At 72.3% G+C, this 18,879-nt stretch carries 22 protein-coding genes; 11 read left to right on the top strand and 11 right to left on the bottom strand.

What is annotated here, in order from left to right:
* Nucleotides 1-22: 22 nt before the first annotated feature.
* The 6 genes from amrb99_RS31355 to amrb99_RS31330 all read right to left on the bottom strand — a co-directional run bounded on the left by amrb99_RS31355 (nucleotide 23) and on the right by amrb99_RS31330 (nucleotide 3,700).
* Nucleotides 23-1,081, bottom strand: a complete 1,059-nt coding sequence (locus tag amrb99_RS31355) for a potassium channel family protein (RefSeq protein WP_190862873.1) — start codon at nucleotides 1,079-1,081, stop codon at nucleotides 23-25.
* 211 nt (nucleotides 1,082-1,292) lie between these two features.
* Nucleotides 1,293-1,643, bottom strand: coding sequence for a hypothetical protein (locus amrb99_RS31350; protein WP_190862871.1), 351 nt, complete (start codon nucleotides 1,641-1,643; stop codon nucleotides 1,293-1,295).
* A 73-nt stretch (nucleotides 1,644-1,716) separates the two neighbouring features.
* Complete coding sequence (locus amrb99_RS31345; RefSeq protein ID WP_190862869.1) at nucleotides 1,717-2,175, bottom strand: peroxiredoxin; 459 nt, start codon at nucleotides 2,173-2,175, stop codon at nucleotides 1,717-1,719.
* Nucleotides 2,176-2,316: 141 nt separating this feature from the next.
* Complete coding sequence (locus amrb99_RS31340; protein WP_151542502.1) at nucleotides 2,317-2,745, bottom strand: DUF3052 domain-containing protein; 429 nt, start codon at nucleotides 2,743-2,745, stop codon at nucleotides 2,317-2,319.
* 264 nt (nucleotides 2,746-3,009) lie between these two features.
* Nucleotides 3,010-3,417 (bottom strand): YjbQ family protein, encoded by a 408-nt coding sequence (locus amrb99_RS31335; protein WP_190862867.1) that lies wholly within the window; start codon nucleotides 3,415-3,417, stop codon nucleotides 3,010-3,012.
* Nucleotides 3,418-3,493: 76 nt separating this feature from the next.
* Nucleotides 3,494-3,700, bottom strand: a complete 207-nt coding sequence (locus amrb99_RS31330) for a DUF1918 domain-containing protein (RefSeq protein ID WP_190862865.1) — start codon at nucleotides 3,698-3,700, stop codon at nucleotides 3,494-3,496.
* 219 nt (nucleotides 3,701-3,919) lie between these two features.
* On the opposite strand from amrb99_RS31330, the gene aceE reads away from it, so the two are divergent.
* On the top strand, nucleotides 3,920-6,709 hold the full coding sequence (gene aceE, locus amrb99_RS31325) for a pyruvate dehydrogenase (acetyl-transferring), homodimeric type (protein ID WP_190862863.1): 2,790 nt from the start codon (nucleotides 3,920-3,922) through the stop codon (nucleotides 6,707-6,709).
* A gap of 251 nt (nucleotides 6,710-6,960) precedes the next feature.
* On the opposite strand, the gene amrb99_RS31320 is transcribed toward aceE, so the two are convergent.
* Entirely contained in the window at nucleotides 6,961-7,335 is a 375-nt protein-coding gene (locus tag amrb99_RS31320; protein WP_194737352.1) for a VOC family protein, read from the bottom strand.
* On the bottom strand, nucleotides 7,332-7,844 hold the full coding sequence (locus tag amrb99_RS31315) for an ATP-binding protein (RefSeq protein ID WP_190862861.1): 513 nt from the start codon (nucleotides 7,842-7,844) through the stop codon (nucleotides 7,332-7,334). Before amrb99_RS31315 ends, amrb99_RS31320 begins: the two co-directional genes overlap by 4 nt.
* Nucleotides 7,845-7,975: 131 nt before the next feature.
* On the opposite strand from amrb99_RS31315, the gene amrb99_RS31310 reads away from it, so the two are divergent.
* The 4 genes from amrb99_RS31310 to amrb99_RS31295 all read left to right on the top strand — a co-directional run bounded on the left by amrb99_RS31310 (nucleotide 7,976) and on the right by amrb99_RS31295 (nucleotide 10,548).
* Nucleotides 7,976-8,824 (top strand): helix-turn-helix transcriptional regulator, encoded by an 849-nt coding sequence (locus amrb99_RS31310; RefSeq protein WP_190862859.1) that lies wholly within the window; start codon nucleotides 7,976-7,978, stop codon nucleotides 8,822-8,824.
* Nucleotides 8,821-9,009: a DUF397 domain-containing protein gene (locus tag amrb99_RS31305; RefSeq protein ID WP_190862857.1), complete on the top strand. Its 189-nt coding sequence runs from the start codon at nucleotides 8,821-8,823 to the stop codon at nucleotides 9,007-9,009. Before amrb99_RS31310 ends, amrb99_RS31305 begins: the two co-directional genes overlap by 4 nt.
* Nucleotides 9,006-9,203: a DUF397 domain-containing protein gene (locus amrb99_RS31300; RefSeq protein ID WP_190862855.1), complete on the top strand. Its 198-nt coding sequence runs from the start codon at nucleotides 9,006-9,008 to the stop codon at nucleotides 9,201-9,203. The genes amrb99_RS31305 and amrb99_RS31300 overlap by 4 nt, the downstream gene beginning before the upstream one ends.
* Nucleotides 9,204-9,324: 121 nt before the next feature.
* Complete coding sequence (locus tag amrb99_RS31295; protein ID WP_190862853.1) at nucleotides 9,325-10,548, top strand: PQQ-binding-like beta-propeller repeat protein; 1,224 nt, start codon at nucleotides 9,325-9,327, stop codon at nucleotides 10,546-10,548.
* A 103-nt stretch (nucleotides 10,549-10,651) separates the two neighbouring features.
* On the opposite strand, the gene amrb99_RS31290 is transcribed toward amrb99_RS31295, so the two are convergent.
* Nucleotides 10,652-10,858 carry a hypothetical protein gene (locus amrb99_RS31290; RefSeq protein ID WP_190862851.1) on the bottom strand — a complete coding sequence of 69 codons (207 nt, stop codon included), beginning with the start codon at nucleotides 10,856-10,858 and terminating at the stop codon, nucleotides 10,652-10,654.
* 19 nt (nucleotides 10,859-10,877) lie between these two features.
* Nucleotides 10,878-11,585, bottom strand: coding sequence for a WYL domain-containing protein (locus amrb99_RS31285; RefSeq protein WP_190862849.1), 708 nt, complete (start codon nucleotides 11,583-11,585; stop codon nucleotides 10,878-10,880).
* A gap of 80 nt (nucleotides 11,586-11,665) precedes the next feature.
* On the opposite strand from amrb99_RS31285, the gene amrb99_RS31280 reads away from it, so the two are divergent.
* From amrb99_RS31280 to amrb99_RS31270, 3 genes are read left to right on the top strand one after another with little or no spacing between them, the layout of a single operon-like run.
* Nucleotides 11,666-12,463, top strand: a complete 798-nt coding sequence (locus tag amrb99_RS31280) for an ABC transporter ATP-binding protein (protein WP_190862847.1) — start codon at nucleotides 11,666-11,668, stop codon at nucleotides 12,461-12,463.
* Nucleotides 12,460-13,221 carry an ABC transporter permease gene (locus amrb99_RS31275; protein WP_190862845.1) on the top strand — a complete coding sequence of 254 codons (762 nt, stop codon included), beginning with the start codon at nucleotides 12,460-12,462 and terminating at the stop codon, nucleotides 13,219-13,221. Before amrb99_RS31280 ends, amrb99_RS31275 begins: the two co-directional genes overlap by 4 nt.
* A gap of 23 nt (nucleotides 13,222-13,244) precedes the next feature.
* On the top strand, nucleotides 13,245-14,066 hold the full coding sequence (locus tag amrb99_RS31270; RefSeq protein ID WP_190862843.1) for a MerR family DNA-binding transcriptional regulator: 822 nt from the start codon (nucleotides 13,245-13,247) through the stop codon (nucleotides 14,064-14,066).
* On the opposite strand, the gene amrb99_RS31265 is transcribed toward amrb99_RS31270, so the two are convergent.
* Nucleotides 14,029-14,979 carry an alpha/beta hydrolase gene (locus amrb99_RS31265; RefSeq protein ID WP_190862840.1) on the bottom strand — a complete coding sequence of 317 codons (951 nt, stop codon included), beginning with the start codon at nucleotides 14,977-14,979 and terminating at the stop codon, nucleotides 14,029-14,031. The genes amrb99_RS31270 and amrb99_RS31265 overlap by 38 nt on opposite strands.
* A gap of 96 nt (nucleotides 14,980-15,075) precedes the next feature.
* Here amrb99_RS31265 and amrb99_RS31260 point away from each other — a divergent pair, with 96 nt between their 5' ends.
* The 3 genes from amrb99_RS31260 to amrb99_RS31250 all read left to right on the top strand — a co-directional run bounded on the left by amrb99_RS31260 (nucleotide 15,076) and on the right by amrb99_RS31250 (nucleotide 18,862).
* Nucleotides 15,076-16,098, top strand: a complete 1,023-nt coding sequence (locus amrb99_RS31260) for an SUKH-4 family immunity protein (protein ID WP_190862838.1) — start codon at nucleotides 15,076-15,078, stop codon at nucleotides 16,096-16,098.
* A gap of 80 nt (nucleotides 16,099-16,178) precedes the next feature.
* A complete protein-coding gene (locus amrb99_RS31255) occupies nucleotides 16,179-16,967 on the top strand; it encodes a 3-hydroxybutyrate dehydrogenase (RefSeq protein ID WP_190862836.1) in 789 nt (262 codons plus the stop codon).
* Nucleotides 16,968-16,978: 11 nt separating this feature from the next.
* Entirely contained in the window at nucleotides 16,979-18,862 is a 1,884-nt protein-coding gene (locus amrb99_RS31250; protein WP_241756098.1) for a helix-turn-helix domain-containing protein, read from the top strand.
* Nucleotides 18,863-18,879 lie beyond the last annotated feature (17 nt).

The following is an 18,879-nucleotide window of genomic DNA, read 5'->3' as shown; positions in this document are numbered from 1 at the left end:
CTGAGGACGCAATCGCCGGAGGCTAAAGCTCGTGCCAGGGGATCTGGGGGCGGTCGGGGGCGACGACCGCCAGGGACTGGCCGCCGCGGACCAGCTCGCCCGGGTCGGACGTCAGCCGGAACCGGGCGTTCGGACGGTGCGACTCGCCGACGGCGAGCAGGGTGCTGCCGCGGCGCAACAGGAAGATCGCCACGTCCAGGCGCGGCCACTCGCCGGCGCCCTCGGGGACGTCCACGCGGTACAGGGTGCCGTCGGCGTCGAGCGTGCTGGCGAGGTTGTGGTAGATCGCGGCGACGCCCGGGTTGCGGATCGCGACGGCGACCACGGCGGGGTCGTCGATGTCGACCGGCTCGATGTCCGGGCCGACGAGGGCGAGCGCCTCGGTGATCTCGGCGCGGCGGCCGCCGTCGTGCACGCCCGCCAGCAGGTGGACGGGCGGCTCCCCGTGCCGCCGCAGGTAGGCCGAGACGCCCAGCATCACCCGGACGGTCTCGTCGTCGGTGCGGCCGACCACCACGACCGTCCGCGCCGCCTCCAGGCAGGCCCTCTGGTAGGCGGTGTCGTCGAAGGCGACCACGTCGTACAGCTCAGGGTCGGGGTTCTCGCCGGTCAGCTCGCCTGGCCAGAAGACCGTGACAACCGGGGTACGCGCGAACGCCGGGTCGGCGCGCAGCTGGGTGATGATGGCGCGCAGCCCGTCCCGCTCGTACCCGACGACCACGATGTGCCGCTTGACGTGCAACTGCGCCTGGCCGTTGGCCCGCATCGTCCTGCCCCTCGCCATCCAGAGCGTCAGCTCGGCGAACAGCACGAGCCCCGCGGTGAGCCCGGCCACGATCACGAGCACGCCGCCGATCCGGCCGCCCGTCGAGGACGGGTAGAGGTCGCCGTAACCGGTGGAGGTGCCGCTGACGACGAAGTACCAGATGTAGTTCCAGGGCCGCTTGATCTCGGCGCCGGGCTTCTCGAACACCGCGATCAGCAGCCAGCCGACCCCGAACGCCGCCAGCAGCACCAGGGCGGGCGCGCGCCAGGACCGCGCCGCCACGCGGTGCGCCAGCCGCAGCAGGATGATCGGCATTCGCGCAGCGTGCCAGCAGGCGAAATACCGCGTCAAGCCCGGAAATGCCCTGGAATGCTCTGGGAGGCGACCACGGTGTGTGACCGGACCGCGCGGATGGCCGGAGGCGGCCATCCGCAGGGCTCCCGCCAGTCGGCCTCGGGTCGGCCCGCCGGACGCTCGCCGGAGACCCGCCGGTCAGCCGGTCGGCCGCTCACCGGAGGCCCGCCGGTCAGCCGGCCGGGCCGCGCCGCAGGACGCGGCTCAGCGCCGCCGCGACCTCCTCCGACAGCCCGCGGTCGTCCCGGCGTCCCGCGCTCGACGGCACCAGGTCGGCCGGGCGGGGATCGTCGCGGACCGCCTCCCGGGTGTGGCCGCAGTCGCGGCACTCGACCTCGCCGAGCCGGCAGACCAGCGCGGCGGAGCCGCAGACCGCGCAGCGGTCGAGATCGTCCGCCCAGTCGTGGGCGGTCTGGCAGCCGGGGCAGACCAGCACCTGGTGGTCCGCCCGGACACCGCGCCTCCACGGGCTCGCCCCGCGCACGGGGTCGGTCTGCCGCGCCCCGCAGCGGAAGCAGGGCATCACACCTCCAGGGGTGCGGGGACCGGAACCGGCCGCGGGACGCCGCCGCACGGCCGGGACCGGCCCGTTTCGCTCAGAGTCCGGCGAGCGCCTTGCGGTACTCGTCCAGGTCGCGTGCGTCCGGGATGGCGTTCACGACCTTCCAGCGGACCACGCCCTGCGCGTCGATGATGAAGGTGCCGCGCAGCGCGAGCCCCTTCTCCTCGTCGAACACGCCGTAACGCTGCGCCGTCCCGCCGTGCGGCCAGAAGTCCGACAGCAGCGGGAACTGGTACTTCTCCTGCTCGGCCCAGGCGCGCAGCGCGAACACCGAGTCGACCGACACGGCCAGCACCTGCACGTCGTCGCCGCCGAGGGTGGGCAGCTCGTCCCTGATCTGGCAGAGCTCGCCCGTGCACACGCCGCTGAACGCCAGCGGATAGAACACCAGGACGACGGTCTTCTCGCCCCGGAAGTCCGACAGCTTCACCGGTGTGCCGTGCTGGTCCTTCAGCTCGAAGTCCGGTGCGCTGTCGCCTACCTCAACCGACAAAGCCTCTCCCGCGGATCGTCCCCGCCCGGGCGGGGGTGTGGGCGCCCCCACGGGCGTGGGGACGGGCCCAGTCTGCCACCCGCCGCCGGAGCCGGACGGCCCGGTCGCCCGCCGCCTCGGCGGACGCCCGGGGCCGCGCGGCTACTTGCGGACCTTGGGCGCGACCAGCCGCGTTCCGGACCACTCCTTCGCGGCGCTGACGCTGCTCGTCTGCGACAGCCCGGCCGTCTGCGCGGCCTCGCCGATGTCGCTGGGCTCCACGTGCCCGTCCCGGCCCGCCTTCGGCGTCAGCAGCCAGATGTTGCCGCCGCCGGTGAGCGGGATCATCGCGTCGGTCAGGCCCTCGAACAGGTCGCCGTCCTCCTCGCGCCACCACAGCAGCACGATGTCGACCACGTCCTCGTAGTCCTCGTCGACCAGCTCGGTCCCCGTGACGGCCTCGACGGAGCGGCGAAGCTCCTCGTCGACGTCGTCGTCGTAGCCGATCTCCTGCACCACCTGGCCCGGCTTGAGGCCGAGCCGTTCGGCCAGGCTGCGCTCAGACTGCGCCTGACCCGCGGTCGCGCTCACGAAAGTCCTCCCATTGTCGTCAGTCCGCACGGTGTCCCGCGCATGTCTCGTATCCAGGCGCCATCTCGGGCGGCCCGTCCGCACCCGTGCGGTGTTTGCGGGACAGTCCACACAAGTGAGGGCCCCTAGCGCAAGTGTCTTCCCGGCTTTTGGTGGGCTCATTGGCCCGATCACGGCGACCGTCGTCACAGGATCTCCACAGAGGGTGACAAGAGACGGTCATCCCGGGCCCTCGGGAGGGGGCTATCCCCCCGTTCGCCCCGGTCATCCCCGGAGAAAGGACAGCCGGACCTGCCGATCCGGGTTGTCCACGTTCAGGTCGACCAGCGCCACCGACTGCCAGGTGCCGAGGGCGAGCCGGCCGCCCACCACCGGCAGCGTCGCGTACGGCGGGACGAGCGCGGGCATGACGTGCGAGCGGCCGTGGCCCCGCGACCCGTGCCGGTGCCGCCACCGGTCGTCGGCCGGGAGCAGGTCGCCGAGCGCGGCGAGCAGGTCGTCGTCGCTGCCCGACCCCAGCTCGATGATCGCGATGCCCGCGGTGGCGTGCGGCACGAACACGTGCAGCAGGCCGTCGCCGCCGGCCTCGCCGGCGAACCGCTCGCACTCGGCCGTGATGTCGTGCACGACCTCCTGTGTACCGGTGGCCACCCGGACCACGGTGCTCTCCATGATCGCAGGTCTACCCGATCCGCGGCGCCGGACGCATCCCGGCGCGCGCGGATCCGGGCGGGCGTATCCCTGTCCGCTACCGGACGGGGTGCCCCGCGGCCTCGCGGGACTCGACGACGGCGTCCGGCCCCGGGTAGACGAGCGTCTGGTGGCCGTCCTCGAACCGGACCACGTACGGCGGGCCCCCGCCGTCGCCGCGGATCTCGATGATCTCGCCGACGCGGTCGTGCTGGCCCACGACGGTGCCGTGGACGTGCAGCCGGTCCCCGATTCGCGCCTTCATGGCTCCCCTCCGTTCCTGTCGAAAAACGGCTCCTCGAAAGGTGCGTACCCCGGTTGACCGGGGAGAATGGTTACCGGTTGGTAGAGATGCGTTAGCCGTCACGAACGACGACGATGGATCACGAGACCAGGCGGTGAGACACCTCCGCCGGGGACCGCGGGACCGCCGAACGGCGGCCGGGTCCCCACCAGCAAAGACGGCAAGCACAGAGGGGATCCCGTGGCTTCCGGACGTCAACGCTTTTCGATCATCAGCGACGGCCTGCCGAGCCAGCTGCCGGACATCAACCCGGACGAGACCCGGGAGTGGCTGGAATCGCTGGACACGGTCATCAAGACCGAGGGCCGCGGCAGGGCCCGCTACGTGATGCTCCGCCTCCTGGAAAGGGCACGGGAACTGCAGGTCGGGGTCCCCGGGCTGCGGAGCACCGACTTCATCAACACCATCCCGCCCGAGTCGGAGCCCTGGTTCCCCGGCGACGAGCACGTCGAGCGCCGCATCCGCGCCTACATCCGGTGGAACGCGGCGATCATGGTGTCGCGGGCGAACCGCCCCGAGCTCGGCGTCGGCGGCCACATCGCCACCTACGCCTCGGCCGCGTCCCTGTACGAGGTCGGCTTCAACCACTTCTTCCGCGGCAAGGACCACGGCGAGTCCGGCGACCAGGTGTTCATCCAGGGCCACGCGGCGCCCGGCATCTACGCGCGCGCGTTCCTGGAGGGGCGGCTGCCCGAGGAGAAGCTCGACGGGTTCCGGCAGGAGCAGTCGCACCCCGGCGGCGGCCTGTCGTCCTACCCGCACCCGCGGCTGATGCCGGACTTCTGGGAGTTCCCCACCGTCTCCATGGGGCTCACCGCGATCGACTCGGTGTACCAGGCGCGGTTCAACCGCTACCTCTACAACCGCAAGATCAAGGACACCTCCCGCTCGCACGTGTGGGCGTTCCTCGGCGACGGCGAGATGGGCGAGCCGGAGTCGCTCGGCGCGATCGGCCTGGCCGCCCGCGAGGAGCTGGACAACCTCACCTTCGTCGTCAACTGCAACCTCCAGCAGCTCGACGGCCCGGTGCGCGGCAACGGCAAGATCATCCAGGAGCTGGAGTCGTTCTTCCGCGGCGCCGGCTGGAACGTCATCAAGGTCATCTGGGGCCGCGACTGGGACCCGCTGCTCGCCCAGGACGTCGACGGCGTGCTGGTCAACCAGATGAACACCACCCCCGACGGGCAGTTCCAGACCTTCTCGGTGGAGACCGGCGACTACATCCGGGAGAAGTTCTTCGGCGCCGACCCCCGGCTCCGCAAGATCGTCCAGCACCTGTCGGACGACGACCTGCGCAAGCTGTCGCGCGGCGGGCACGACTACCGCAAGGTGTACGCGGCGTTCAAGGCGGCCCGCGAGCACGTCGGCCAGCCGACCGTGATCCTCGCGCACACCATCAAGGGCTGGACGCTCGGGTCCGACTTCGAGGCCCGCAACGCCACCCACCAGATGAAGAAGCTCACCAAGGCCGAGCTGAAGGAGTTCCGGGACCGCCTGTACCTCGACATCCCGGACTCGGCCCTGGAGGCGCCGCTGCCGCCCTACTACCACCCGGGCGAGGACTCCGACGAGATCCAGTACATGCGCGAGCGCCGCGCCGCTCTCGGCGGGTTCCTGCCGAAGCGCGTCGTGCGCGCCAAGCCGCTCAAGCTGCCCGGCGACCCGGTCTACAGCGAGCTGCGCAAGGGCTCCGGCAAGCAGAACGTCGCGACCACGATGGCGTTCGTCCGGCTGCTCAAGGACCTGATCAAGGACGAGAACATCGGCGCCCGGTTCGTCCCGATCGCCCCGGACGAGTACCGGACGTTCGGCATGGACTCGCTGTTCCCCACGTCCAAGATCTACTCGCCGCACGGGCAGACCTACGACGCGGTGGACCGCAAGCTGCTGCTCTCCTACAAGGAGGCCGAAAGCGGCCAGATGCTCCACGAGGGCATCAGCGAGGCCGGGTCGATGGCCTCCGCGATCGCCGCGGGCACCGCGTACGCCACGCACGGCGAGCACATGATCCCCGTCTACATCTTCTACTCGATGTTCGGGTTCCAGCGGACCGGCGACCAGATGTGGGCGCTCGGCGACCAGATGGGCCGCGGGTTCCTGCTCGGCGCCACCGCGGGCCGCACCACCCTCACCGGTGAGGGCCTCCAGCACGCCGACGGCCACTCCCCCCTGCTCGCCGCCGCGAACCCCGCCTGCGTCCACTACGACCCGACCTGGGCGTTCGAGCTGGCGCACATCACCAAGGACGCGCTGCGCCGCATGTACGGCTCGTCCGACGAGCACCCGCAGGGCGAGAACGTCTTCTACTACCTGACGGTCTACAACGAGCCCTACCAGCAGCCCGCCGAGCCCGAGGGCCTCGACGTCGACGGCCTGCTCAAGGGCCTGTACCGGTTCCGGAGCGCGCCGGAGGTCTCCACCGGCAACGGGGAGCCGCCCCGGGCGCAGATCCTCGCGTCCGGCGTCGGCGGCCGGTGGGCCCTGGAGGCCCAGCGGATGCTCGCCGAGGACTGGGGCGTCGCCGCGGACGTCTGGTCGGCCACGTCGTGGAACGAGCTGGCCCGCGAGGCCCGCGAGTGCGACGAGCAGAACCTCCTCAACCCCGACGCCGAGCAGCGCGTCCCCTACGTCACCCGGACGCTCGACAACGTCGCCGGGCCGATCGTCGCGGTATCGGACTTCATGCGCGCCGTACCCGACCAGATCGCGCCCTGGGTGAACGGGGACTTCACCTCCCTCGGCACCGACGGGTTCGGGTTCTCCGACACCCGCGCCGCCGCCCGCCGGTTCTTCCACGTGGACGCCGCGTCGATCGTCCTCGCGGTGCTCACCCGGCTGGCCCGGCACGGCGAGATCAAGCCGGAGGCGCTGCCTGAGGCGATCCGCCGCTACCGGCTCGACGCCGCCGTCAGCGACGTCTTCGCCGGCGGCGTCGGCAGCGCCGAGAGCAACACCGGCGGAGACGCGTGATTTCCCAGGGGAGCGACCCCCTGGAACCCCCGTCACGGCCGCCAGGCCGTTTCCCCGCTCCGCTGGCGCTCCGCGGCGAAACGGCCTCCCGGCCGCCGGGCGTGCCCGCCCGTGAGCGGTGGCTGAGGTTCGGGCCTCGCGGGTGATCGCGGAGGTGTAGGCCGCGATCACCGCCGAGGCCGCCGGACGGCCGTCAGCGGGCAGGGCGAAAGGGCCCCGGGTGCTCCCGGGGCCCTTTTCCGTGCTCGCGGTCAGGGCGTGGGCGGCGTGAAGACGGCGAAGCGGTTGCCGGACGGGTCCTGGAGGTGCGCGAACCGCAGGCCGTCGGGCGTCGTCGTGGTCGGGACGGCGACCCCGCCGCCGGCCTTCTCGGCCTGCGCGCACGCCGCGTCCACGTCCTCGACGAGGACGAAGAAGACCGCGTGGTTCTGGGACGCGTCGGGCACGTGCGCGACACCGCCGGCGGGCTCCTCGGCGCCCTCGTAGCTGACGAGGTCGTAGCCGTCGCTCTGCGGGTCGGACGTGAACCTCCATCCGAACATGTCGCCGTAGAAGCGGCGGGCCTCCTCCGGCGCGTCGGTGCCGATCTGGAACCACGCCACGGTGTTGAACGCGGGAATGCTCATCCTTCTCCTCCTTCGAACGCTGCGGGAATCAGCCTCGGGGAGTCCGGCGACAGCCCCCTGTCGGAGTTTCCGAACAAGTTCCGGCCGGCCGACCGGAACTCCGCCCACACGACCGTGCCCGGCCCGTCCGGCCGGTATCCCCAAGCGCGTGCCAAGGCGTCCACGATCCGCAGCCCGCGCCCGCTCTCGGCGCCCGTCTCCGCCCTGACCTGCGGACGCCCGCCGCCCGCCCCGTCGTCGGCGACCTCCAGCCGCAGGCGGTCGCCCCCGGCCAGCAGGGTGACCGTCACCCGGCCGCCGTCGCCGGAGGCCGTGTGCGTGACGGCGTTGCAGACGAGCTCGCTCACGACCGTCACCATGTCGTCCAGGCCGGGATGATCCGGAGGCAGCATGTCCCGCAGGAACCGCCGCGCGTGCCCGACGGATCGCCGGACGCCCGGAAGGGTGAGCGCGCTCACCACGACCAGCCCGCCGGGGGCCGTCCCTCTGTTCTCGCGCGCTCCCATCATGCGCCTCCCCTCGATTCGGAAACGCCCGCCACATTCGCCGCTCGCCGGCCTCCCGGTACCGGCTCTGAACGTTTCCCGACTGAACGTTCAACCGGTCACCAGTCCGACACGCTCGGTGACATTCTTGAAGGATGCCTTCCGGTCACGCCCCCACGGTCCGGCAGCGCCGGATCGGCTCGGCGCTCCGCAAAGCCCGCGACCGCCACAACCTGACCGTCGCCACCGTCGCCCGCCGCTTCGGCCGCTCCCAGGGCTGGATGAGCATGGTCGAGAACGGCCTCCAGGCCATCGCCCCCGACGAACTCAGCGACCTCCTCGACCTCTACAGCATCGAGGACGGCCCTCTCCGCGAATCCCTCCTCCACCTCGCCACCCACCGCCGTGGGACGTGGGAGCGAGCATGGGAAGGCCGCATCTCGGCCGCCGCCCTCGACCTGGCCAGCCTGGAAGAGGACGCCGCCGAGATTCGCAACTTCGAGCCCCTGATCGTCCCCGGGCTGCTCCAAACTCCCGACTACACCCGGAAACTCATCGCCGTCGGACCTGCCAAGCACAACGCCAAAGCGCTAATCGACTTCCGGCTGTCCCGCCAGCGGGTACTGAGACAGCCCGATCCGCCTCGCTATATACCGATCATTACGGAAGCGGTCCTCCGCAACCGGGTCGGAGGCGATCCCGCAATCCTCCGTACACAGATCCGGCGCTTGGCCGAAGCCGCCCGGCTCGATCACGTCGACCTACGTGTGCTCCCCAGCACGGCCAGCGCGTATCTGTGGCTCATTACCCCGTACGCTCTCATCTCCCTACGCCCGCCAGGACGGCTCACCGTATCCGTAGGCGACCAACTCAACAGGAGCATCTTCATAGAGGACGAGAACGAGGTCGCGGCTCACAACGAGATCTTTGACCTGCTGCTCTCAGCAACCCTGAGCAGAACCGCTTCGTTGGCTCTGATCGACGAGGTAGCGTCGCAATCATGAACACCCCCGAGCCGCAGCGTCTTTGGCGCAAGAGCACTTACAGTGGCGGCGTTGAGAACAATTGCGTCGAGATCAGCGTCCTGGACGGACGCATTGGTGTGCGTGACAGCAAGGCCCCCGCCGCTGGGCACCTCACCCTCACCCGCCGGGACTTCGCCGACTTCCTCGCCCACCTGCGGCCATGACCGCCCCAGTCCACTGGCGCAAGAGCAGTCACAGCGGCGCCAACGAAGGCGAGTGCGTCGAGATCGGTGACCTCGGCGGACGCCTCGGCGGACGCCTCGGCGTCCGCGACAGCAAGGACCCCGGCGCCGGGCACCTCACCCTCACCCGCCGAGACTTCGCCGACCTCCTCAGCCACCTGTCATCTCAGTCTTGATCGTTTTGACCCGGTCGGCGCGGGAGGGAGCAGCCGCAGCGGCGACGCGTGCGCGTATACCGGACGTGTAGCGGCGTGCGGGACCCTGTGACGTTCCTTTTGGCGCGAGGCAAGGTCGGGGATGGCGGACACAGGATTCTCGCGGCGCTCCCTCCTGCGAGCCGCGTTGCTCGCCGGAGCCGCGGGCATGGCGGGGGCATGCGATGACGCGGCCGGCGTGCTCTCCAACAAGCTGAGCGGCCGGAAACCGGTGTGGAAGCACACGTTCAAGACAGGTGACACCGGGTTCGTCACGCCGGGTTCCACGAGCAACGACCTGTTCCCCTACTCCGTGACCGCGTCGGGCGGGATGCTCTACGTGTCGTTCGAGGGGAAGCTGTACGCGTTCGACACGGCGGGCCACCAGCACTGGGAGTCACCGTACGGGCAGTACGACGCGTCCTCGCAGTACGGACCCACCACGCCGCAAGTGCTCGACGGCGTCCTCTACACCGTTCGCAACGAGCCGGGCGGCAAGGGCACCCTTCAGGCTCTCGACCCCACCACCGGGCGGCTCGTCTGGAGTTTCTCCCCGGGCGCGTGGCTCACGCCGCCCTCGGCGGCCGGCGGACGTGTCGTCGTCTGCAACATGCGCTACCTGTACGGGCTCGATGCCGCCACCGGCAGGCAGCTGTGGCGCGTGGGACGCGGCTCGGACCTGTTCCTCGGAGTGCCGGCGATCACCGGTGGCACCGCCTGCGCCATGGACGTCGACGGCATCCTCCACGGCGTGACCGCGAAGGCCGGGGACCTCCGCTGGAGCCAGTCCGACGGCCCGTCCCTGATCAACGGAAGGTTCAACCAGCGCAGCCACACCATCGGGGCGGACGGCGTGTTCTATGTCCGCGATGCGCTGCTGCGGGCCGTGTCGGCGTCGGACGGCAAGGTCCGCTGGACGAACGACGCCGTGCCCGACGCGCAGAACGCGGCGGTCTCCTCCGGCGGGCTGCTGTACGTCTCGGGCCACGGCGAGCACCCCGGCGCCGTCGCCGTCGACGCCGCGACCGGCGGGACCCGCTGGCAGGCCCCCGTTCCCGATCCGCACGGGACCCTCAATGCCTCTCCCGCCGTCGCCGGTGGGGCGGTGTCCCTCACCGTCGACGGCAAGCTCGTGAACCTCGACGCCGCGACCGGCAGGCCGCGCTGGACGGCGGTCATCAACAACTCCAACGACGGGGGCGTTCCCCTTTCCGGCGCCGCCGCCGCGAACGGGCTCGTCGCCGTCCTCTGCAAGGACGAGGCGGACGTCGACGACGCGGGGGACAAGGACGGCCCCGTCGACCACCTCTACGCCTATCGCCTCTAAACCTCACCGCCGCGACGGTCAGGCCTGGAAGGGCCGCCGGGCACCTCGTCCTCAGCCGTCGATGTCTTGCCGCTCTTCCAGCCGTTTGCGGGCGCGGGGCTGATCAGAGGGATTCGCCGTAGTGGTCTTCCTCCGCGTCGAATCTGCGTTGCTCGTCGTCCCTGCGGATCTCCAGGCATCGCTTGCAGGTGGCCTCGCGCGGGTCGTCACGGACCTCGTCCGGGGAGACGTACTGGCGGCACAGCGTCTGGACGATGCCGTGCTTGTCCTTCTCCGGCAGGTGGAGCACCCGCTCCGCTGACGCGCTCATGATCGGGACGTTACGCCCGTCAGACGAATTCGAGAGGGCGGACGACGTAGTCGGACGGGACGTCCTCGTGCATGGCCTCGACGAGCCGTTCGGGGGCGGTCTCCTCGAGCAGGACGGCGCGGCGGACGCGGTCGGTGCGGAAGACGCGGCGGCCGCCGCGCTTGCGGCACCAGGCGGTCAGGTACCAGCCCTTGCTCGACGCGGTGAACGACACGGGCTCGACGTCGCGGACGGTCTCGGCGCCCGCCCGGTCGATGTAGGTGAGGCGGACGACCCGGCGGCTGAGGACGGCCTCCTCCAGCACGGCGGGCACGGACGCCGGGTCGTCGTCCCCGGCGGGGATCAGGAACCGGACGCGGGCCGCGAGTTCGCGGGCGGAGGCGCTGTGCTCCGCCGACATCGCGGCGACGATCTTGTGCAGGGCGGTGCGGGCGGACCGGGAGTACGGCGAGCCGCCCGCGCGGGCGAGGGTGATCGCGACGGCGACGGCCTCGGCCGGGGTGAAGTTCAGCGGCGGCAGCGTCCGGCTCTTGTCGAGGGTGTAGCCGCCGCCCCGGCCGACGTCGGCGTAGACCGGCACGCCGGCCTGCTGGAGAGCGCCGATGTCGCGCTCGATCGTGCGGACGCTCACCTCGTACCGCGCGGCCAGCTCGCGGGCGCTCACCCGGCGCGGGGCGCAGGCCCGCAGCTCCTCAACCAGGGCGTACAGACGGTCGGTGCGGTTCACGTCGCGACCGTACGCGCCGCCTCCGACATTTCCACGCGGACTTGACCCTGACGCAGCGTCAACCCTTCAGGCTGGCCGCCATGACGACCGATCAGGGCCAAGGGCCCGCGATCCAGGTGCGGGGCTTGCAGAAGTCCTACAAGGAGCTGCGCGTGCTGCGCGGCGTGGACCTCGAGGTGCGGCGGGGCGGCGTCTTCGCCCTGCTCGGCTCGAACGGGGCGGGCAAGACCACCATGGTGAGAATCCTGTCCACGCTGCTCAAGGCGGACGCGGGAACGGTGCGGGTCAACGGCTTCGACGTCGCGACGCAGGCCGCCAGGGTGCGCGCGTCCATCAGCCTCACCGGGCAGTTCGCCGCCGTCGACGGGGTGCTCACGGGGCGGGAGAACCTCGTCCTGGTCGCCAGGCTGAGGCATCTCGCGGACCCGGGAGGGATCGCCGACGGCCTGCTGCGGCGGTTCTCGCTGGCGGAGGCGGGCGGCAGGAAGGCGGCGACGTACTCCGGCGGCATGCGCCGCCGCCTGGACATCGCGATGAGCCTCATCGGGGACCCGCCCGTCGTCTTCCTCGACGAGCCGACGACCGGGCTGGACCCGGAGGCGCGCATCGAGGTGTGGCAGGCCGTCAAGGAGCTGGCCGAGGGCGGCACGACCGTGCTGCTGACCACCCAGCACCTGGACGAGGCCGAGCAGCTCGCCGACCGGATCGCGATCCTGCACCAGGGCCGGATCGTCGTCGAGGACACCCTGGACGGGCTCAGGCGGCTGCTGCCTCCCGCCGAGGTCGAGTACGTCGAGAAGCAGCCCTCCCTGGAGGAGATCTTCTTCGCGGTCGTCGGAGCGGACGGCCGGACCCCCGTGGACGAGGAGCAGAGATGACCGCGCACTTCCTGGGCGACACCGCCGTCCTCACCGGACGGACCCTGCGGCACGTCACCCGCAGCCTGGACACCGTCATCACGACGGCGGTCACACCGATCGCGATCATGCTGCTGTTCGTCTACGTGTTCGGCGGCGCCATCCGCACCGGCACGGCGTCGTACGTGGACTACATGCTCCCCGGCATCCTGCTCATCACGATCGCGTCCGGCATCTCCTACACGGCGTTCCGGCTGTTCACGGACATGCAGAGCGGGATCTTCGAGCGGTTCCAGTCGATGCCGATCGCGCGGTCCGGCGTGCTGTGGGCGCACGTGCTGACCTCGCTGGCGGCCAACGCGGTCTCGGTGGCGGCCGTCATCGGCGTCGCGCTGCTCATGGGCTTCCGGTCGGGCGCGGGCGTGGGGGCCTGGCTCGGGGTGACGGGCATCCTCGTCCTGTTCACCCTCGCGCTGACCTGGATCGCCGTCATCCCCGGCCTCGCCGCCAAGAGCGTGGACGGCGCGGGCGCGTTCTCCTATCCGCTGGTCTTCCTGCCGTTCATCAGCTCGGCGTTCGTGCCGACCGGCACGATGCCCGGCCCGGTGCGCGCGTTCGCGCAGCATCAGCCGGTGACGTCCATCGTCGACACGCTCCGCGCCCTGCTCGCGCAGCGTCCGGTCGGCGGCGGCCTGTGGACGGCGCTCGCCTGGTGCGCCGGCATCCTCGTCGTCGCCTACGTGTTCGCCGGCATCACCTACCGCCGCAGGATCTCCTGACGGGGCGGCGGGAGGATCGGAGCATGCTGACGATCGGGCAACTGGCCGCGTACGCCGGTGTGACGGTGCGCGCGGTGCGGCACTACCACCAGATCGGGCTGCTGCCCGAGCCGGAGCGGGACGCCTCGGGGTACCGGCGGTACGGCGCGACGGCGGTCGTGTCCCTCATCAGGATCCGCACGCTGGCCGACGCGGGCGTCCCGCTGTCGCGGATCGGGCACATGCTCGAGGCCGACTCCGCGTCGTTCGCCGAGGGCGTCCGGCGGATCGACGACCGCCTGCGCGAGGAGATCGCACGGCTGGAGAGCAGCCGCGAGCAGATCGCGCGGCTCGCCGCCGGGGACGGCCTGGTGCTCCCGCCGGAGATCGTCTCCTATCTCGACCGGCTGCGGGAGCTCGGGGTGTCGGAGCGGATCGTGGAGGGCGAGCGGGACGGGTGGATCCTCGTCTCGGCCCGCTGGCCCGACCGCGTCCGCGCGTTCATGCCCGGGAAGTTCGCGCAGCTGGAGGATCCGCGCATCGTCCGGCTCTACCGGGTGCTGTCGGAGATCATCGAAGCGGACCCGGGCGACGACCGGCTCCTGGTGGAGGCCGCCGACATCATGGCCGGCCTGTTCGAGCAGGCGTACGCCGAAGGCCAAGCCGAGTTCGGCGGGACGGTCGGCGACCACCTGCCGTTCGACCTGCTGGAGTCCCTCGCGCTCGAGGCCGATCCGCGGGCGGAGCGGATGCTGGAGCTGATGCGCGAGCGCGGCTGGAACGGCTGGACCCGGATGGAGCGCCTCCCGAAGCGTCCCGGCCGGCCTGCTAGAGGGCCCGCAGGAAGGCGATCAGGGCCTCGTTGACCTCGGCGGGGCGCTCCTGCTGCGTCCAGTGGCCGCAGCCGGGCAGCCAGACGGTCTCGCGGAGGTTGGGCACGAAGTCGGACAGGTGCTCGACCGCGTGCACGGCGCCCGTAGCGACGAGGTCGCGGTCGCCGGCGATGTAGAGGGCGGGCGGGCTGATCGGGGCGCGGTGCCAGGGGGCGGTGAGGTCCCAGTTGCGGTCGAGGTTGCGGTACCAGTTGATCGGCCCGGTGAAGCCGCTGCCGGCGTACTCGGCGACGTAGGCGGCGATGTCGTCGTCGGTGAGCCAGCCGGGGAGCTTCTCCGGTTCGGGGCAGGCGTCCAGGACCCCGCCGCCCTCCGGCGCGATCAGCGCCGTGCCGGGCCCGTCGCCGGACGCGGCGTACAGCATCCGGCGGAACGCGGCGGCGCGGTCGCGGTCGAACTCGGCCTCGGGGGCGTCCGGCTCCTGGAAGCGGACCATGTAGAAGCCGTCGCCGAACATCCGCCGCATCGCGGCGACCGGCGGCTTGGAGCTGCGCGGGCGGTGCGGCACCGACATGCCGACGACGCCGCGGACCTTGTCGGGGCGCATCTGCGCGGTGTGCCACGCGACGGGGGCGCCCCAGTCGTGCCCGACGACGACGGCGCGGTCGCGGCCGAGGGCCTCGATCAGGCCGACGGCGTCGCCCACCAGGTGCAGGATCGAGTAGGGGGCGGGGTCCGCGGGGCCGCCCGTCCGGGCGTAGCCGCGCTTGTCGGGGGCGACGGCGTGGAACCCGGCGTCCGCGAGGGCGGTGAGCTGGTGGCGCCAGGAGTACCAGCACTCGGGGAAGCCGTGCAGCAGCAGCACGAGCGGGCCCTCGCCCGCTTCGGCGACATGCATCCGCAGGCCGCTCTGCGACTCGATGAAGCGGTGCGTGATCTCGGCCATCGGAACCCTCTCGCCGGTCGGCGGACGCCGCGCCCAACGCTAGCCTCTCCCCAAGATCGAATACGAACGAGGATGCGGCGAAAGGGCGGCACGGGGATGTACGACGGGAGCCACGGGCAGGCCGGCGCCGCCGCGGAAGGGTCGGGACGGCCCGCGGTGGGGGCGGGCAACACCCTCACGGTCACCTACCGGGACGCGAGCGGCGAGGAGACCTACCTCGCCAAGGTGTCGGGGCCGGGGCTCCCGGCCCCGTTCTGGCAGGTGTGGGAGGAGTTGCAGCGGCTCGGCGTGCCCGCGGAGAGCGTGTCGTCGGCGTACTCGGAGATCGAGCCGTGCCGGCTGCCCGGCTGCTACTGCGCCGTGCTCCTGCGCGATTTCGCCTTCCCGCACGCCGACGTCTCGTTCGGGCGGCCCTACGGGGAGACCAGGAAGGAGCGGGACGCGGCCGTCGCGGCGAACGCCCAGCAGGCGGCGATGATGGCGCAACTGGTGGGGCAGCCCGTCCCGCCCGCGGCGTCGCCCGTCCCGGTGCCGGGCGGCGCCGAGGCTCCCCCGCTGGACGACGCGCAGCTCGGCCGGGTCCTGGCGTCCGCGTTCGGCCCGGACGGCGTCCGCCGCTACCAGCGGGACGAGCTGGAGCGCATCGGCGTCCCGCCGGGGCAGGCGGCGACGCTCGCGGCGGCGGGCCTGCCGGCGCAGGTGCCGCACATCTTCCAGGCGTGGGCGGCCAAGCCCGTCGCGGAGCAACTGCGGACGCGGCGCAGCCCGGTGACCGGGGCGATGGTCAACCTGGACCCGTTCGTCAGCTTCGGCGGCGACGGGCACTGCATCCTCTGCCTGATGACCGACGGCCCGCCGCACATCATCGGCCGCGTGTGGGCCCTGGACCCGATCACCGGGAAGACCCGGTTCGTCAACACCGGACCCGCGGAGCTCGCGCGGTCGCTGGCCCTGCTCGCGCGCGGACGGCAGCGGATGCGGGGACTCGACCCGTACGCGGCGGGCGCGGTGGTGGAGAAGATCCAGGAGCAGCTCGCCGCCGTCGACCCGCCCGCCTTCCACGGCGAGGACCGCTGGTGGTCGCTCGTCGTGGAGCAGATGTGGAACGGGCTGCTGTAAGGGCCGTCCATACCGTTCGCCACGGGATTGTGTGCCGGGGCCACATGGGAGCCCGCGGCGGCGCTTCGTAGGTTCTGCGCATGACGAGCGTGACACCCCGGCCCGCCGCTTGGACGTCCGAGGCGCTGGACCTGTCGGGGAAACGAGCCCTGGTCACCGGCGGCGCGAGCGGCATCGGCCGCGCCTGCGCCCGGCTGCTGGCCGGGGCGGGCGCCCGCGTGCTGGTGGCGGACGTGGACGGCGACGCGGCGCGCGCGGCGGCGGACGAGATCGGCGGGGTCCCCCTGCACGCCGACCTCTCCGACATGGACGCGCTGGACGGCCTCGCCGCGGACATCGACGTCCTGGTCAACAACGCGGGCGTCCAGCATGTGGCGCCGGTCCACGAGTTCCCGCCGGAGGTGTTCGCGCGGATCCAGCGGCTGATGGTGGAGGCGCCGTTCCGGCTCGCCCGTGAGGCGCTTCCGGGCATGTACGAGCGGGGCTGGGGGCGGATCGTCAACATCTCGTCCGTGCACGGGCTGCGGGCCTCGCCGTTCAAGGCGGCCTACGTGACGGCCAAGCACGGGCTCGAAGGGCTGTCCAAGGTGATCGCGCTGGAGGGCGCCCCGCATGGGGTGACGTCCAACTGCGTCAACCCGTCCTATGTGCGCACCCCGCTGGTGGAAGGCCAGATAGCCGACCAGGCGCGCGCGCACGGCATGGCCCCGGACGAGGTCGTCGAGCGCGTCATGCTGGAGCACTCGGCGGTGAAGCGGCTGATCGAGCCCGACGAGGTGGCCTCGCTGGTCGGCTACCTGTGCTCCCCGGCCGCGTCGATGGTGACCGGGGCGTCCCTCGCACTCGACGGCGGCTGGACGGCGCATTGACAATGGCCCGTATGACCTGCGGCGTCTTCCTCGAACTCCTCGCCCGTGAGGCGTCCCCCGTCGAGTTCGAGGGGCCGCTCGTGCAGGCACGGGCACAGGGCGCCTCGGCGACCGTGCTGGCCGAACTGGAGGCGGCGAAGCTCGCCGCGCTGCGGGTCCGGTCGATCATGCGGCGGCACGCCCGGCGGGAGGCCGAGCTCGCGGCGCTGTTCGACACCGCGGGCGACCTCGCCGGGCTCCGCGACCTCGACGCGGTGCTGGAGGCGATCACGCGGCGCGCCCGGCGGCTGCTGAGCGCCGACATCGCGTACCTGACGCTGAACGACGACGAGCGCGGCGAGACCTACATGCGGGTCACCGACGGGTCGGTGTCGGCGGCGTTCCGGCGGCTGCGGCTGCCGATGGGGGCGGGCCTGGTGGGCCTGGTCGCGCAGACGGCGATGCCGTACACGAGCGCGCACTACCTCGGCGACGAGCAGTTCCGGCACCGCGGGTTCATCGACTCGGCGGTGGCCGAGGAGGGCATCGTCGCGATCCTCGGCGTGCCGATGCGGCTGGGCAGCCGCGTGATCGGGGTGCTGACGGCGGCGAACCGCAGCGAGCGCCCCTTCGACCAGGAGGAGGTCGCGCTGCTGGGGTCGCTGGCGGCGCACGCGGCGGTCGCGATCGACAACGCCCGCCTCCTGGAGGAGACGCAGACCGCGTTGGAGGAGCTGAGCGCCGCCAACGAGGTCATCAAGGCCCGCAGCGCGGCCGTCGAGCAGGCGGCGCGCGCGCACGACCGGATGACGGCGGTGGTCGTCCGCGGCGGCGGCGTCGAGGACGTCGGGGCCGTCGTCACCGAACTGCTGGGCGGGACCCTGCACGTCCTGGACGCCGACGGCCGGCACCTGGCCACGACCGGCAAGGACTCGGCGGCCCTGAGCGACGAGGAGCTGTCCGGCGTGATGGCGTCGGCGCACTCAGCGCGCGCGCAGGGACGCACCGTGCGGCGCGGAGACCTGTGGATCGCCTCGGTGACGACCGGCGACGAGATGCTCGGCACGCTGGTGCTGCGCACCGCCGACGAGGTCTCCAGCGCCGACCAGCGCATCCTGGAGCGGGCCGCGCTCGTGACCGCGCTGCTGGTGCTGTTCCAGCGGAGCGTCACCGAGGCGGAGGGCCGCGTCCGCGGCGAGCTGCTCGACGACCTCCTGTCGGACCGGCGGACGGACGCGGACACGCTGGTCGTCCGGGCCCGGCGGGTGAACGTCGACCTGACCGCGCCGCACGTGCTGCTGTGCGCCCGGTACGAGTCGCACGACCACCGGCAGCGCGCCGCGTTCTGGGCGTCGTCGTTCGCGGCGGTCGAGCGCGGCCTGGCCGCCGCGCGCGGCGACGAGATCGTCCTGCTGCTGCCGGGCGACCGCGCCGGCGACGCGGCCCGCCGCGTCGCCAAGGAGCTCGGCGCCTCGCTCGGCCGCCCCGCGACCGTCGGCGCGGCGGGCCCGGTGCGCGGGCCGTCCGGGATCACGGCGGCGCATCTCGAGGCGCGGCGCTGCGCGGACGCGCTGCTCGCCCTCGGCCGCCGCGGGGACGGCGCCGGCGCGTCCGAGCTCGGCTTCGTCGGCCTGCTCATCGGCGACGGCCGGGACGTCCCCGGCTTCCTCGACGGCACGCTCGGACCCGTCCTCGGCTATGACGAGCGGCGCGGCACGGCGCTCGTGCAGACCCTGGACGCCTACTTCGGCACCGGCGGCAGCCTGTCCCGGACGGCGGAGCGCCTGCACATCCACGTCAACACCGTCAGCCAGCGCCTGGAGCGCATCTCCCGCCTCCTCGGCGACGACTGGCAGTCCCCCGAGCGCGCCCTGGAACTCCAACTGGCCCTCCGCCTCCACCGCCTCTCCCGCTGAGGCCCCGCCCAGGCCCG

It is taken from the genome of Actinomadura sp. RB99 (genome assembly GCF_014706005.1).
Classification (GTDB): Bacteria; Actinomycetota; Actinomycetes; order Streptosporangiales; family Streptosporangiaceae; genus Spirillospora.
Note: the sequence above shows the minus strand (reverse complement) of the source record. Positions and strands in the feature narration are given on the sequence as shown.

Coding starts and splice junctions, on each gene's coding strand:
- amrb99_RS31355 (WP_190862873.1), bottom strand. CDS start 1,081: ATGCCGATCATCCTGCTGCGGCTGGCGCACCGCGTGGCGGCGCGGTCC.
- amrb99_RS31350 (WP_190862871.1), bottom strand. CDS start 1,643: ATGCCCTGCTTCCGCTGCGGGGCGCGGCAGACCGACCCCGTGCGCGGG.
- amrb99_RS31335 (WP_190862867.1), bottom strand. CDS start 3,417: ATGGAGAGCACCGTGGTCCGGGTGGCCACCGGTACACAGGAGGTCGTG.
- amrb99_RS31330 (WP_190862865.1), bottom strand. CDS start 3,700: ATGAAGGCGCGAATCGGGGACCGGCTGCACGTCCACGGCACCGTCGTG.
- amrb99_RS31320 (WP_194737352.1), bottom strand. CDS start 7,335: ATGAGCATTCCCGCGTTCAACACCGTGGCGTGGTTCCAGATCGGCACC.
- amrb99_RS31315 (WP_190862861.1), bottom strand. CDS start 7,844: ATGATGGGAGCGCGCGAGAACAGAGGGACGGCCCCCGGCGGGCTGGTC.
- amrb99_RS31310 (WP_190862859.1), top strand. CDS start 7,976: ATGCCTTCCGGTCACGCCCCCACGGTCCGGCAGCGCCGGATCGGCTCG.
- amrb99_RS31305 (WP_190862857.1), top strand. CDS start 8,821: ATGAACACCCCCGAGCCGCAGCGTCTTTGGCGCAAGAGCACTTACAGT.
- amrb99_RS31300 (WP_190862855.1), top strand. CDS start 9,006: ATGACCGCCCCAGTCCACTGGCGCAAGAGCAGTCACAGCGGCGCCAAC.
- amrb99_RS31295 (WP_190862853.1), top strand. CDS start 9,325: ATGGCGGACACAGGATTCTCGCGGCGCTCCCTCCTGCGAGCCGCGTTG.
- amrb99_RS31290 (WP_190862851.1), bottom strand. CDS start 10,858: ATGAGCGCGTCAGCGGAGCGGGTGCTCCACCTGCCGGAGAAGGACAAG.
- amrb99_RS31280 (WP_190862847.1), top strand. CDS start 11,666: ATGACGACCGATCAGGGCCAAGGGCCCGCGATCCAGGTGCGGGGCTTG.
- amrb99_RS31275 (WP_190862845.1), top strand. CDS start 12,460: ATGACCGCGCACTTCCTGGGCGACACCGCCGTCCTCACCGGACGGACC.
- amrb99_RS31270 (WP_190862843.1), top strand. CDS start 13,245: ATGCTGACGATCGGGCAACTGGCCGCGTACGCCGGTGTGACGGTGCGC.
- amrb99_RS31265 (WP_190862840.1), bottom strand. CDS start 14,979: ATGGCCGAGATCACGCACCGCTTCATCGAGTCGCAGAGCGGCCTGCGG.
- amrb99_RS31260 (WP_190862838.1), top strand. CDS start 15,076: ATGTACGACGGGAGCCACGGGCAGGCCGGCGCCGCCGCGGAAGGGTCG.
- amrb99_RS31255 (WP_190862836.1), top strand. CDS start 16,179: ATGACGAGCGTGACACCCCGGCCCGCCGCTTGGACGTCCGAGGCGCTG.
- amrb99_RS31250 (WP_241756098.1), top strand. CDS start 16,979: ATGACCTGCGGCGTCTTCCTCGAACTCCTCGCCCGTGAGGCGTCCCCC.